Source organism: Acinetobacter bereziniae LMG 1003 = CIP 70.12 (genome assembly GCF_000368925.1).
Lineage (GTDB): Bacteria > Pseudomonadota > Gammaproteobacteria > Pseudomonadales > Moraxellaceae > Acinetobacter > Acinetobacter bereziniae.
In genome coordinates this window covers 796,048-810,517 of record NZ_KB849756.1, presented here as the reverse complement: position 1 = coordinate 810,517, position 14,470 = coordinate 796,048, and the positions used below count along the sequence as shown (strand labels likewise).

The 14,470-nt window shown below is 36.3% G+C and carries 13 protein-coding genes and 2 pseudogenes; 9 read left to right on the top strand and 6 right to left on the bottom strand.

Annotated elements, in window-relative coordinates; genetic code table 11:
* The first annotated feature begins 9 nt into the window (after positions 1-9).
* The 7 genes and pseudogenes from F938_RS13830 to F938_RS13800 all read left to right on the top strand — a co-directional run bounded on the left by F938_RS13830 (position 10) and on the right by F938_RS13800 (position 4,914).
* Positions 10-480: an SMI1/KNR4 family protein gene (locus F938_RS13830; protein WP_005032611.1), complete on the top strand. Its 471-nt coding sequence runs from the start codon at positions 10-12 to the stop codon at positions 478-480.
* Between the two features lie 261 nt (positions 481-741).
* On the top strand, positions 742-1,077 hold the full coding sequence (locus tag F938_RS13825; RefSeq protein ID WP_005032609.1) for a hypothetical protein: 336 nt from the start codon (positions 742-744) through the stop codon (positions 1,075-1,077).
* A 147-nt stretch (positions 1,078-1,224) separates the two neighbouring features.
* Positions 1,225-1,668 (top strand): annotated as a pseudogene (locus F938_RS25015) (VENN motif pre-toxin domain-containing protein); the annotation flags it as partial.
* A gap of 986 nt (positions 1,669-2,654) precedes the next feature.
* Positions 2,655-3,362, top strand: coding sequence for a hypothetical protein (locus tag F938_RS13815; RefSeq protein ID WP_005032605.1), 708 nt, complete (start codon positions 2,655-2,657; stop codon positions 3,360-3,362).
* A 257-nt stretch (positions 3,363-3,619) separates the two neighbouring features.
* A pseudogene (locus tag F938_RS13810) lies at positions 3,620-3,907 on the top strand (VENN motif pre-toxin domain-containing protein); the annotation flags it as partial.
* Positions 3,908-3,961: 54 nt separating this feature from the next.
* Positions 3,962-4,258, top strand: a complete 297-nt coding sequence (locus tag F938_RS13805) for a hypothetical protein (protein ID WP_005032601.1) — start codon at positions 3,962-3,964, stop codon at positions 4,256-4,258.
* Between the two features lie 101 nt (positions 4,259-4,359).
* Positions 4,360-4,914, top strand: coding sequence for a hypothetical protein (locus F938_RS13800; RefSeq protein WP_004829124.1), 555 nt, complete (start codon positions 4,360-4,362; stop codon positions 4,912-4,914).
* A 405-nt stretch (positions 4,915-5,319) separates the two neighbouring features.
* Here the strand turns inward: F938_RS13800 and F938_RS13795 are convergent, their stop codons facing one another.
* From F938_RS13795 to F938_RS13770, 6 genes are all read right to left on the bottom strand, one after another.
* Positions 5,320-6,018, bottom strand: coding sequence for a DUF1826 domain-containing protein (locus F938_RS13795; protein ID WP_005032599.1), 699 nt, complete (start codon positions 6,016-6,018; stop codon positions 5,320-5,322).
* A gap of 346 nt (positions 6,019-6,364) precedes the next feature.
* Positions 6,365-7,846, bottom strand: a complete 1,482-nt coding sequence (locus F938_RS13790; protein WP_005032597.1) for an aldehyde dehydrogenase — start codon at positions 7,844-7,846, stop codon at positions 6,365-6,367.
* Positions 7,847-8,052: 206 nt separating this feature from the next.
* Positions 8,053-9,195, bottom strand: coding sequence for an acetylornithine deacetylase (gene argE / locus F938_RS13785; RefSeq protein WP_005032595.1), 1,143 nt, complete (start codon positions 9,193-9,195; stop codon positions 8,053-8,055).
* Complete coding sequence (locus F938_RS13780; protein WP_005032594.1) at positions 9,188-10,174, bottom strand: LysR family transcriptional regulator; 987 nt, start codon at positions 10,172-10,174, stop codon at positions 9,188-9,190. The genes argE and F938_RS13780 overlap by 8 nt, the downstream gene beginning before the upstream one ends.
* Positions 10,175-10,209: 35 nt before the next feature.
* Positions 10,210-10,881, bottom strand: a complete 672-nt coding sequence (locus F938_RS13775) for a DUF1028 domain-containing protein (protein WP_004829078.1) — start codon at positions 10,879-10,881, stop codon at positions 10,210-10,212.
* A gap of 24 nt (positions 10,882-10,905) precedes the next feature.
* A complete protein-coding gene (locus tag F938_RS13770) occupies positions 10,906-11,319 on the bottom strand; it encodes a RidA family protein (RefSeq protein WP_004829077.1) in 414 nt (137 codons plus the stop codon).
* Positions 11,320-11,718: 399 nt separating this feature from the next.
* On the opposite strand from F938_RS13770, the gene F938_RS13765 reads away from it, so the two are divergent.
* Positions 11,719-13,008, top strand: coding sequence for a flavin-containing monooxygenase (locus F938_RS13765; RefSeq protein ID WP_005032592.1), 1,290 nt, complete (start codon positions 11,719-11,721; stop codon positions 13,006-13,008).
* Positions 13,009-13,059: 51 nt separating this feature from the next.
* Positions 13,060-14,463: an APC family permease gene (locus F938_RS13760; protein ID WP_005032590.1), complete on the top strand. Its 1,404-nt coding sequence runs from the start codon at positions 13,060-13,062 to the stop codon at positions 14,461-14,463.
* The last annotated feature ends 7 nt before the right edge of the window (positions 14,464-14,470 follow it).

The window sequence follows — 14,470 nt, the reverse complement described above, 5'->3', positions numbered from 1 at the left end:
GAAAATAAGATGCGTATTTATGATGATAATGGACAAGTATCCTTAGATATAATACATGAAGTTGAGAGTATTTTAGGATATAACTTTCCTACAAGTTATATTAATTTAATAAAAGATCATGATGCTTTATCTCCAGTTGAAAATATTTTTGATTTTAAAAATATTTATAAAAAAGAAGATGAGCGGGATTTAAATTTTTTAAGTTTTAAAACTGATCATTTGGATGGTGATATTTTAAGCAATCAGAGTAATGTAAATGATCTTGAAAATTATGGTATAAAAAATCTAGTTGTTTTTGGAATATGCGCAAATGGTGACTATATTTGTTTTGATTATAGAGATAATATTGAAGGTACAGAACCCAAAATAGTATTGGTTTATCATGATGACTTTGTTGATTATGAAGATGGAGCAAGTTCTATGGTTGTTAATAATGTAGCTAATAATTTTGATGATTTTTTAAATTTGTTACATGAATAGTAGATATTAATAAAAAGGGCTGTTATTTGCTTAACAGCTCTCATATTTTAATCTGTAGAAAATAAAATATAAAATTAATATAAATATATTTGAAAAATAAAAAATAAAAAATAAAAAATAAAAAATAAAAAATAAAAAATAAAAATTATGTTTATGAGAAGTGATTCTAGCTCATTAAGACCTAAGAGCTTAAGATTAACATTTAAAGTTGATGGGGGAGTTTGAGCAAGTCTTTAAAAATGAAGCAGGTGGTGGTAAATAATGCAATTGCAATTTGAGATATTGAATAAAATTGTACAAGAAGTACATAAATATCGACCTTTTGATTATGATTCATGGAGATTCGAATACAAATTTAATCCTGATGAGGGGTGGTCTGAATATGGGGTATTTTTCTTTCGCAATCATACAGAGTATTTACCTCCAGATTTTAATTACGATTTGATTATAAAATTTAGCCAGGAACTTCATGATGAAATGCAGTCACATACAGGTGGTGATTGGAGGAAGTTTATATTAAATCTAGATGAACAAGGAAAAGCAAAAACGCAGTTTATTTATGAAATACAGTCATGTATGGGTGAATTTAATGATTAATGCAAGAAACCTCTAAAATTTTAGAGGTTTTTTTAAGAGTAAATTTTTGGAAATTAAGTGGATAAAATATTCCAATTATAAGAGCCAGTAAATTATTTTTGTAAGTTTTAATAGTGAATATTAGGACTTCCACTGAGACCAAATCTAAGCTATCAAAAACTAGGTGTATTGGTTGATACGATATCAACAGGATTGTCAGCGCCTACGAGTTCAGGTTTAGGCATAGCGACAGCAACATTAAGTCCTGTAGCAAGTTATGAGATAGGTCAATACTTTAAATCTAAGGATGCAGAAGGAAGTACAGCGCATATTTTAGCGCATACCGTTCTAGGTGCAGCAGTTGCAGCAGCGGGAGGAAATGATGCATTGACTGCTGGGCTTTCAGCGGGTGGAGCGGAAGCAGCAGCACCAAAACTTGCGCAATACTTATATGGTAAGGATGCGAAAGATCTAACGGCAGATGAAAAGAGTACGATCAGTGTAATCACTGGATTAGTCGCCTCTGGCGTTGGAGCGACTACAGGTGATGTATCAAGTACAGTTCAAAGTGGTCAAGTTGCGCAGAATGCGGTGGAGAATAACTCTTTAGCAGGAGATGATTTACGCAAAAATGTTAATGAATTTTTCAATGGGCTTTCATCTAAAGTAAAACATCCAATAGATCAAGGCGCTATCAAAGGTTTAGGGAGCGTTGCCGATGGTATATTAATGATAGCTGATGCATTTGGTGATACAGCAGTATCAGCAATACATTGTCCATTAGGAAGCTCTGCATGTGCAGATGCAATGGAAAATAATCGTCTGAAAGGGCAGGCAGTTATTGATTTTTTAAAAATTAATAACTTAAAGAAACAAGCAGCAGCAATTGAACAATCTTATATTGACTTAAATAGTGGAGATCCTGAAAAAGTAGCGAATGCACAAAGAACACAGGTGGAAGTGTTTACCAGTTTAGGTGTAGGTGCAATAGGGGGTAAGAAACTCGGATACGAAGGTGGTCAAGTTGGAAACTTGACTAGTATTAAACGAATATTAGAAAATGATCCTGCAAAATTACCTTCAGTCAAAACCTCAACATCAGGAAATATTAGTGCGAAGCAAATTACTGAAAATGGGAAAATTATTGATCCGCCAAAAGAAGTTTTAAATAAACAACAGCAATTACTCAATAATACAGATAATAATAAATCTGGTATTTTACGAGAAGAAATTGCGGATAGTTACTTTAAGAATAGTGGTTATACAAAACTTGAAAGTAAGTGTGGAAGTAATTGTTTTGATGGTGTTTACATGAAGAATGGCGAAATTTATGTTGTTGAAGTAAAGCCTTTAAAAGAAAGAGGTTCAGTAAAGTTAAGTGATAACAAAAACTCACCGAATGATATCGGTGTTCAGATGTCAGACAAATGGATTAAGAGTAGAACAAGTGTATTAGCTCGTACAAATAACCCTGATGCTATTAAAACGGCAAAACTAATAAGCGATGCTGTTGAGCAAAGTAAACCAATCAATAAGATTGTACTTGGTGTTAATGAAGGGCGTGCAGTTACTTTAAATCTTGGTAATAAGGTTGCAAAATGATGAAATATAATTTATTAAATCAATTTCAAAGCCTAGAAATTTTTTATGAAGATGGCGACAAAAATAAAGTTAACTTAATTACTGAAAGGCTAAAGAAAAATCAGCAACAAGGCGCAGTTTATGAGTCTTTAGCAACATATTGTATCTATAATGGCTTTAAAAGTTATATTTTTGAGCAAAATGTAAAGCAATTAAAACAATGGTTTTATGTGTCAAGCTTATTAAGGGTAGAAAGTGCAAGATATCCTGGTGGATTCTCTTATACAATGTCTACTCCTGATGAGTTTATCTTTCCAATTTTATCTGACAGTGAGGAAGTGATTAAAAAGTTTGCTAATCTTGATACAGTTCATTTACTTTGGGGTGACTATGAGCCTAGTTATGAAGAAGCAAAATTTAAACCATCTAAAGATGATCCAAGATATCGTACTCATGCTATGCAGGCAGTTTTACGACATGATTGGGAAGATTATCAACGAATAAAAGACATAGCCAACCAAAAAATTAATAAATTAAGAGAAGTAGTAGAGTTTGAATTTGGTGTATATGATGCAATTTATCATAAGGATAAAGATAAAATTATAGATATTATACAGACTTTACTAAAACCAAAAGTACACAAAGCATACAACAAAGATTTTGGCGAAGAGTTTAGTGGAGAAATTTGGTCACATCATCCAGTTATGTTTACCAAATTGGCATGAATGAATGGACTTGAGATAGAAATAGATAATCCGCTTGTTCCAATGGAACTTATGCCAATAAAACCTTTAGAGCATTACGATTATCATTACGACTTTTTAGACCCGAACTGGAAACCAAAAAGCTTTTTAGGGAGATTGTTTGGAAAAAAATAATAATAATGGATTGAGGTATTCAAATCTTGGGTAGAATTTATTAAAAAAAACCTATTGAAAAATATTAGGAAAAATATGACTTGTGAAAACAATGTGAAGAAAGTATAGCCCATACCGTTCTAGGTGCAGCAGTTGCAGCAGCGGGAGGAAATGATGCATTGACTGCTGGACTTTCAGCAGGAGGAACTGAGGCAGCCGCACCAGTTTTATCTAATTTCTTATATGGTAAGGATGCAAAAGATTTAACGGCAGATGAAAAAAGTACGATCAGTGCAATCACTGGATTAGTCGCCTCTGGCGTTGGAGCGACTACAGGTGATGTATCAAGTACAGTTCAGAGTGGACAAGTTGCGCAGGTTGCTGTTCAGGATAATTTTTTATCACAAGAGGAATAATGTGAGTAAATTTGAAAAGATTAATATTTTTAACATTATTGGAGTTAATTTATGACAAAAAATTTCATTATTTTTAGTTTTTCTTTTATTATGACTGCATGCAATAGTATTCAACCTTCACACCAGAATACAGAAACGGCAGACTTGTCTAAAATGGCGAACTGTGATCAGGTTAAGGATACTCTTAAAAGTACATTAGTTAATCTAGATGACTTAAAAAAACAGAAAAAAATAGCTAGTACCGGTAATGCAATGAATGCAGCGGCTGCATTATTGAGTCTGAATCCGCTGGCATTATTTGATCATAGCCTTACAGGTAATCTTGATGATTTGATTGAAAGTTATTAAAATCAAATCGTATTACTAAATAAATTACAGCAAGAAAAATGCAGTCAATGATTTTAAATATTTGACATTTTGATTATATGGAAAAATACAAGAAGGTCTTTATGAAAAAACACCTATTATTAATTTTTTTATTTATATTTGCAACTGGTTGTGCAAGTATAAATAAAATAAATGATTCAATCTTAAATCAGGGAGTTCGATATAAAGAACCTGTCACTGGTAAAACTGCAAATGTTCGGGTTTTTTATGGGTTAGGTGAAAGTATACGAATTTTTCCAAACTCTATCAAAAAAGAGGATATAAAAAATGATAAAGATAAAGGAGATGCTTTCACGAGTGTAAAGACATCAGGTATGTTAGGAGCAACAAAATTTGAATATACTCCTAAAAGTTTGGGTATGCCTAATGTCCCAACAAATAATTTAAATTATGGCGAGTTTAAAGTTCCAGCTAATAGACCTATTCTAATCTCCATGACATACAGCTATAATAATGGTGCTAGAACAGAGTTCTGTAAAACAAAGATTTTTAAAGTTCAGTTTGAAGAAAATAAAAATTATTTTCTAGCAATAAATGTTAATTCAGGTTGTTCTTATTTAATTGAAGAATATGTAGGTAATATAAAAGTACCATTAGGTAATGTGGAAGTACTATAGTTTTTACAGTGCAAATGTAATTTTTTGACTTTGAGTGCACAGAATAGAATAATCGTATTTTATTTGAAAAATTTAATATATTGAATCTATTCTGTCTTTTTATAAATTATTTTTACTCCAGATTTGGAAAATACAGGCGTACGAGATAGGCGAGAAACTGCTGTAGGTAAACTTGGTAAGGAAAAAGATGTTGGGGGATATATTCAAGCTTCTGCATTTGGTCGAACATGCGATAGTTATAACTTATTCTCTCAAATTTCAATAATTCAACTTATAAGGTATATTTTGAAAGGGGCTTAGGAAGTAAAAAAGGTTTATTGCGGAGTAATTTAAGGAAATCGAGGTATAAATTACTATACCGATGATTGAAGTATATTACCTTCTGACTTGATCCTACACGCCCCCCTAACAAATCAACAACAAGCGATACTCTCCATCACTTTCGACTGGGGCTCGATGAACACAAGGCAAAACTTGCTGTGTTGGATGATCAACGGCTAAACGCCAAAGATGACCTAAGCCTAAGTTAATCGGTACGGCGTTGGGTTTAGGCTGATAATGTAAATCAAAAAAATAGTCTTTTAAAAAGTTTTCAAACTCTGCTGCTGACCCATCATGGAGTGCTTTAAGTTTTTCTCGAATTTCAGGAATAAGTATTTTTTGCTCAGCCTCAGCGTTTGGTAGAATATCACTAGACGCGCCATGATAAGTGCATAAGAAAGTATCTGTTTCAATCGGAGAGCGGTCAACATGGAAGGAATAAACATCAGTTGAAATGAATTCTAATTCCTCATCACGTTCATAATATTGAATGAGGTTTAGTGTAGGCGAAGCACCAAGCAGCGTTAATTGTTTTATATCTTTTAAAATGATTTCTCTTGCCAGTTCACCTTGTTCAGTAAGTTTTAAAGCAAAAAGATCTTCCTCAGAAACTTCAGTAATATTTTCTTTTAACTCGAGTTTAGACACAATCTCTTTAAAATCGCCCGTTAAATTTCTGTGCCAACACATTGCATTGGTATCACCTTGAAATGCTGTTTTGATCAGTTCGTCAAAACTAGAAACAAGGCGAATTTGAGGATGGTCTGAAAAAGTATGGGTCATAGAGATGGATCATAATAGGGAAAATAGATTGAAGACTTTAACTTAGTTTTAGAGGTGGGGATTAAAAGCTATAACACTGTCTCTATAGTAGGATATTGTAGCAATAGTGGATATAATTTAAAGAATTTTACATGACAAAAATCATAAAAGGCTCAACTCTTTTCAATTATATTAAAATTTTATATCGTTAATTGATTAATATTCTTCAAATAAATATCAATCTGACAGTCACTATAATTGGATTAAACTGTCAGATTAAATTTGAAAAAGCATCATGCAGGCTATACTTACATTCTGATGTTACCTAAGCGCTATGCATCGCATCTATTCATATAAAAACGATGGCTTAAAGTTGAATCCAAGTAGTCTTTAATTGAGTAAACTTATCGATTGCATGTAGCGATAAATCACGACCAAAGCCAGATTGCTTGTATCCACCGAAAGGTGTGCAGACATCTAAAGCATCTACGGTATTGATGGATACAGTCCCAACTAAAAGTTGCTTGGAAAGAATGATGGCTTTTTGGATATCTTGCGTCCAGATCGAAGCGGCAAGTCCATAGATTGAGTGATTAGCAAGTTCGATTGCTTCTTCTTGAGTTTCAAAGGTCGTGATGCTCACCACTGGACCAAAAACCTCTTGGTGAAAGATATCGAATTCTGCTGTAACGCCAGTCAAAATTGTTGGCGCAATATAGCTTGCTTGATCTAAATCATCATCTAAATTTAAAGTAATGCTATGACATTCAGCACCTTGTGCCTTAGCTTGGTCAATTGCTAGTCGTACATTGTTGGCATGTTGGCGATCAATTAAGCAACCCATTTGGGTATTGGGATCAAGTGGATGCCCAATCTTGATATTTTTGGCTTTTTCGACAAATTTTTGAATAAATTGTGGTGCAATACTGCGTTCCAATAATATACGCGAATTTGCAGAACACACTTCACCTTGATTATAGAAAGCCCCAAAAATCGCTTTATCAAGGGCTTGATCAATATTTGCATCTGCAAAGATAATATTGGCACTTTTTCCGCCTGTTTCAGGCCAAACAGGCTTCATATTGGATTCAGCTGAATAAACTAAAAACTTTTTGGCTGTTTCCGTCGAGCCTGTGAAGACCAAACAATCAATATCAGGGTGGCGTCCTATGGCTTGTCCAGTGACTTGCCCTAAGCCTGTAAGGACTTGCAAAACACCATCTGGGATTCCTGCCTGTTGGGCAAGTTCTGCCAGTTTAAGTGCCGTAAAAGGAGATTGTTCAGCAGGCTTTAACAGCACGCAATTGCCTGTTGCCAATGCAGGTGCAAGTTTCCAACTCGCTAAATCCAGTGGAAAGTTCCACGGCACAACAGCTGCAACAACCCCGATGGGTTCACGAAAAATCATCGCCAACTGATCGTGGTGGGTCGGGGCAATTTCATCATACATTTTATCGATGCTTTCCGCATACCACTCAAAACAGAATGCTGCACCGGGAATATCAACATTGAGTGAATCTTGAATCGGTTTGCCCACATTGAGACTTTCAAGTAAGGCAAGTTCTTCAGCATGCTCAAGAATCAGTTCTGCAAGTTTTTTGAGTTTCTGTTTACGTTCACGTGGAGCTAATCGTGACCACACCCCGCTTTGAAATGTATTTCTGGCATGTTGCACAGCTTGATTGACTTCTTGTGCATCACATGCTGACATGCTGACTAAAAACTCGCCAGTGGCAGGGTTTGTGATAGGGTATGTTTGTTTAGCCTCAACATATTGTCCTGCTATAAAATAAGACTTTGGGAGTTTAATTTGAGAAAGTTGATCCAACCAATCCTGTTTGAGTTTCATTGAGTTTCCTTAGAATTTTAATGTTATGGCACAATAAACCGTATAATTTTTAGATCAGGTTGTGAATTCGTTTTATATAAGCTTTTGCTTTAGAAAAAACAAATTACTAGGCATCCCTATTTTCTTATAGATATCAATACTTCATCTAGTAAAACAGTTGAACCTTTATATCGTTTTGAAATAAAATTTTGCAGTCTGCATCATGTTTAAGCGGCAATATGATTGAGCAAACGCTCAAAAAAAGCATCACATTCATCCATCTGAGAAATTTCGATATATTCATCAGGCTTGTGTGCGACTTGAATCGAACCTGGACCACAAACTAACACAGCCGTATTCAATTGCTGTTGAAATAATCCGCCTTCTGTACCAAATGATATTTTCTGTAATTCAGTTTCGGGTTTGAGCAGTGATTGTAAGAATTTAACCGCTTGAATGGTCGTCGATGTATTCAGTCCGGGGTATTGATTGATTTCCTGAATATTGACAAATTTTGCAGAAGGACTCTGTTCAATATAATTAAAAATTTTTTCTTGTATGGTATCTGTTGTTTGTTCAGCAATATTACGAATCTCATAATCTAAGATACATTCATTGGGCACGATATTTAACGCTTTACCGCCGTGTATTTTTCCTATGTGTACCGTGCTAAAGGGTACATCATAGTCCGTGTCAAAAATAGAACCTTCTGCGATCTCTTTTTGCGTAATGCGAATCGCCTCAATCAAACTTTGCGCATTATGAATTGCATTGACATACAATGGTGCTAAAGCAGAGTGACCTTCTTGACCATGACATATGGCTTTGAATACTGCTTTACCTTTATGACCTGTTGCGATATTCATACTGGTGGGCTCACCAATGATACAAAGCTCTGGTTGAATAATAAATTCGGAGAGCAAACCAAGAATACCGCGTACACCAATACAACCGATTTCTTCATCATAAGAAAGACATAAATGTAGTGGTTTATTTAGTTGAGGCAAGTCTACTGCCTTGATCATGGCGTGAATTGCACAGGCGATGAACCCCTTCATATCCGCAGTACCCCGACCATAAATTTTATGATCTTTGATCAATGCTTGAAATGGATTACTACTCCATGCTTGTCCTTCAACGGGAACGACATCCGTATGCCCAGACAATAAGATGCCAGCTCGGTCTTTAGGTCCAATCGTTGCAAATAAGTTGGCTTTGGTTTGCTCAGCATTTGAATTTAAAAATATACTGATTCCCTTAGATTCAAGTAGATTTTTGACATAAGAGATCAGCGCTAAATTACTTTTATGCGATGTCGTATCGAATTCAATAAGTTTTTGAAGCAATTGAATACTAGATAAGTTAGACATCTGAGGCGTCCTTTTGTGTTTGGTTTTTTATATAGGGATCGTAGAAATGAGCAGAGCTCATACCAGAAATAAATTGATCAGAGATAAAGCTTTTACAACGACTAATAAATGCTTCAACGACAATATTCTTTGGTACATTTTTAGGGGTTGCTATACCGATATACATGGGGCGATGTTCTTCAGCAATGCGTATTCGTATCAATCGCTTACCATCAAGACTGTAATTATTTTTAGGGCGAACATTTAATATAGTATAACCAATATTATTGGCAACCATAGAACGAACCACATCAATATTCTTTGAAGAGCGGACAACATTGGGTTTGAGATTTTTAGTGCTAAATAACGATAAAAAATATTCATTGCTAAAGGGCATATCTAAAAGAATCATGGGATATGTTGAGAGTTCCTCTAGGGTGACAGCAGGCAATAAAGCTAAGGGATGCTGTTCACTGACCAGTGCGTGTGGGGGTAACTTGGTTAATGGTTCAAAATGAATAATATTTGCATCTATATTCAGGTCATAGGTTAAAGCCAAATCAATATCGTTACGGATCAGTGCATTGAGAAGAGCTTGTTGATCATCTTCATAGAGATCTAAAGAAACTTGCTTATATAAATTGGAAAAGCCATTGATGATGTCGGCATAAATCATCGGTGTAAAAGCAGGAAAGCACCCAAGTTTTAAAGGTCCACGAATTGAACCTGAAAATTCAGCCGCAAGTGAGTATAGGCTGGATGCTTGATTTAAGATTTTTTTGCATTCCAACATGACACTTTTGCCCACAGTGGTTGGGATTAAGCCTTTGGCATGTTGTCGGATAAAGAGTTGAGTTTGTAATTCGGCTTCAATATGTGCAATTGCAGCGGAAATAGATGGAGAGGATACATGTATCTTCTCCGAAGCAATGATGATGCTGCCACATTCTGCGGTTGCAACAAAGTATTCCATTTGTCTTAAAGAAATTCGATTTAACACTTTGGATACACCTCCATTGTATACCCTAAAAAGGTTTATTCATTTCCTGGAACACCAAAGCTACGCGCGCGCATTGGATCTAATGCTCTTAATATATAATCATCAATTTGCGGTTGATAAATCTGCCATAGTTCGATGAGATCGGAAATGGGTCGCTCTGACCAGTCTACGCGTAAATCAATGATTGGCCATTCCAACTTGTCAACAACTAAAAGACCAGCAGAATGTATTGCTCCAGCTTCCCCACCAGCCTGTTCTCCAGCTTTTAGTGCTTTGAGCAAACGTTCTGCTAAAACACCTTTACTTTGTTCGAACTGTTTCAGCATAACATGGGGCACTTGATCATTTGCGAGTAAATTACCTGCACATACTGCATGCTTCCCAATATGTTGTGCATAAATCCCTAAGGTGTGTTCTCCACTAAATGCAAAAGGCTCATTCACGGCATCTAATAAACTCAACTGTCGATATTCTATGAAATCTGTATTTCTAGTTAATTCCGTGATCGCGCGATGTGGTGATATATTGTATTTGGTCATTTCAAGTAAAATGTTGGCCAAACTTGGGTCGGTTATATTTTGACTTGCTGCAACCCCGACACCAGCTTTGGCACGAATACATCTTGCGGCAACAGCGGGAGAGGATGAACTGATCGCAGCACCAAATTGTCCTGTTTCACTACATCTTGCAATAATTGAAAATGTCATAACGTTCTCGTGTCGTTGCTTATTTTAATCAGGAATCACAGCAGTCGCATCGACTTCTACAAGCCACTCAGGTCGAGCTAAAGCAGAAACAACGATTCCAGTTGAAACGGGATAGACGCCTTTAAGCCATTTACCTACGACACGATAGACATCTTCACGATAACGTGGATCGACGATATATATGGTGATTTTACAAATGTCAGCTAACTCACCTCCTGCTTCTTTAAGCAGCATGTCGATGTTAAACATGGCTTGTTCAGTTTGACCTTTGACATCAGCAAGCGCGACACTTTCAGATGTATCTAGATTTTGCCCAATTTGCCCACGAAGGAATACAGTGCGACCACGTGCCACCACAGCTTGGCAAAGATCATTGTCCAAGTTTTGTTCTGGATAGGTTTTTTGAGTATTAAAAGTCCGAATACGGGTATGTTTCACAGCTGCGTCCTAAGTCAATGAAAGTATTCATCTAGTATGCTGACTTCGCTTAGAGTCACAATTTGTGTTTTCCTTTCTATTAATTTAGTTTTTCCGTAGCAATCTAAAGCGCAATAAAAATTTAAAAATATTTAAAATTTATTGAGTAATTTCATTGGTTTGGTTTTTGGGTTCAGTTTTCTTGATTCATTTGTTTTGGATATCCTATTTTCTCTTTACTCATCAACTGCCTATATTTTTCTTAAACAATGTTTTTGTTCTTTTCGATATTTCACGTCTGCAAAGCGAAATATAAAGCAAAGCATATATACAACCCGTTACAGCTGGGAAATACAACATTGGAGTGGATTCAACAATGAATTGTTGAAAATAAATGACTCAGTTCGACAAGGATTAAAAATGAGTTTAGATCAATTAGAAATAGATACTGTGGTTATTGGTGCAGGTCAAGCTGGTGTGGCAATGAGTGAACATCTGACTGAATTAAACATTCCTCATGTGGTCTTAGAAAAAAATCGAATAGCGGAAGCTTGGCGTACACGCCGTTGGGATTCTTTAGTGGCCAATGGACCTTGTTGGCATGATCGCTTTCCCAATATGGCGTTTGATGCAGATCCAGATAGTTTTGTACACCATGATCAAGTTGCGGAGTACTTTGAAAAATATGCCAAGCGATTTAATGCGCCTATTTATACACATGTAGAAGTCAAAAAAGTACAAACCAATCCGCAAGGGGCAGGATTTATTGTTGCAACATCTCAAGGTACCTTAAAAGCACATCGGGTTGTGGTGGCAACAGGGCCATTTCAAAAAGCCATGATTCCTGAGATAGCACCGAAAAGACAAGATTTGTACCAGATACATTCTGATCAATACAAGAACCCAGAGCAAATGCCAGATGGTGCTGTCTTGGTTGTAGGGGCAGGTTCTTCAGGTGTGCAAATTGCTGATGAATTAAATCGTGCTGGCAAAAAAGTCTATTTATCTGTGGGGCGTCATGAGCGACCACCTCGTGTTTATCGGCAACGTGATAATGTGTGGTGGCTAGGTGTATTGGGCGGATGGGACAGCAGCAAAACCGATACAGGACCTTTAAAAGGCTTGGCGGTCAGTGGGGCACATGGAGGGCAATCGATTGATTTTAGACGATTGGCAATTGAAGGCATTACGCTTGTAGGGATGACAAAACAATTTGATCAAGATAACGTAAGTTTTCACGATGATCTGCAAAAGAATTTACAAGAAAGTGATCAGGCATATTTTGAATTTCTAGATGCCGCAGACGCGTATGTTCGACGTACGGGTATCGATTTAACCGAAGAACCAGAAGCTCGCCATATCTTGAAAGATGCTCAATGTATTCAACAACCGATCTTAACGCTGGATTTAGCTCAAGCCAGCATTGGCTCAATTATTTGGGCATCAGGTTTTGGCTATGACTATGATTGGTTAGATGTAAATGCCTTTGATGTGAATGGTAAACCCAATCATAAGTTAGGTGTATCCACTGAACCAGGGGTTTATTTTGTTGGCTTGCCTTATCTATATGGGCGCGGTTCAAGTTTTATTTGGGGGGTATGGCATGATGCCAAACGTATTGCAGGGCACATCGATATTCAACGTAAATATTTAGAATATCAAGATAAAACACAAAGACTTTTATTCATCCAACAAGAAAAAACTGCATGAAATAATATTTAAATTCAAATCTTTAATCTTCACTCTAGGAGGGAGGAGCAGATGACAGGACAAAATAATAAGCATGGACGCAGTTTAATTTATCATGCGAAAACAATGAGTGAGAAAAAACTAAGCTTGTTTAATTTAATCGCTATTGCCGTTGGCTTGGTCCTCTCGCAAGGGGTGATGGTGATTATTTTGCAAGGCTTTGGTTTAAGTGGGATCAGTTTTTTTATCCCACTGATCATCGGTTTTTTTCTAGCTATCAGCTATGCAACTTCATTTGCAGAGTTAGCGCTTCTCATTCCTAAGAGTGGCAGTATCAGTGATTATAGCCTAGTAGCAACTGGGCATTTGCCCGCGATGCTTTCGGTATTTTGCGGTTATATTTTGGTTGCGATGTTTGCTGTTTCAGCAGAATTGATTTTAATTGATGATGTCATTAGAAAGATATTTAAACTAGATGTACCTTATTTTGGCATCGGTTTTATTATTTTATTTATTTCAGTCGGTTTAAATCTGCTGAAAATTGATATTTTTTCAAAAGTTCAAAATATCGTGGCTTTTGTCATGGTTGTTTTACTACTTTTGCTGGGAATTTTTGCAATTACCGGTTGGTATTATCCACATACTCAAGTCGTGGATCACCACATAAAATTTGATAGCAATACTGTAGCACTTGTTGCTTTAGCATTTTGGGGATTTGTCGGGGTAGAGTTTGTGGTCCCGATGATCGAGGAATCAAAAAATGCCAGTAAAAATATTCCCCGAGCGATGTATATCGGGCTTAGCACGATATTTATCACGATTTCATTATATGGTTTGGGAGCGCTATTTTTTTTACCTCAAGATCATCTGGTCAATTCTTTGACCCCACATATTGAATATGCAACAGCGGTCTTTGGTCCGACAGGATTGTTGTTTATTGCTGTTGGTGCATTATTTGCAACCTTAAGTACTTTAAATGCGACCTTAGCTGCCTTACCACGGATGTTGCAGGGAATGGCGCTGAATAAACAAGTTTTATCCATATTTGCTCAAGTCAATCAGAAAAATAATGTGCCATGGGTGGGTGTGCTTTTCGTTGCGGTCATCATCATGATTCCAATGTTGTTATCGCAGCGTGAAACCGAAGTCATTAAAGTTCTCTTAACAGCGGCATGTATCTCTTGGTTGATCGCTTACATCATTGCACATATCAATGTCATGGTTCTGCGTCAACGTTATCCCAAAATGTCCCGACCTTATAAAGCACCATTTTATCCATTCCTACAAATCAGCGGCATTGTTGGGATGGTCTTAACGATTTTCTATGCCGTTCCTACGCCTGATTTGAGAGTCAAAATATTTACTTGGGTGGGTGTTGTTATTGGACTGACCACCATCATCAGCATTCTTTGGATCAAATTGGCAATGAAGCAACAACTCTTTCAACCTCACTCAATCGAAAGCTTGATGAAATGAAATTTTA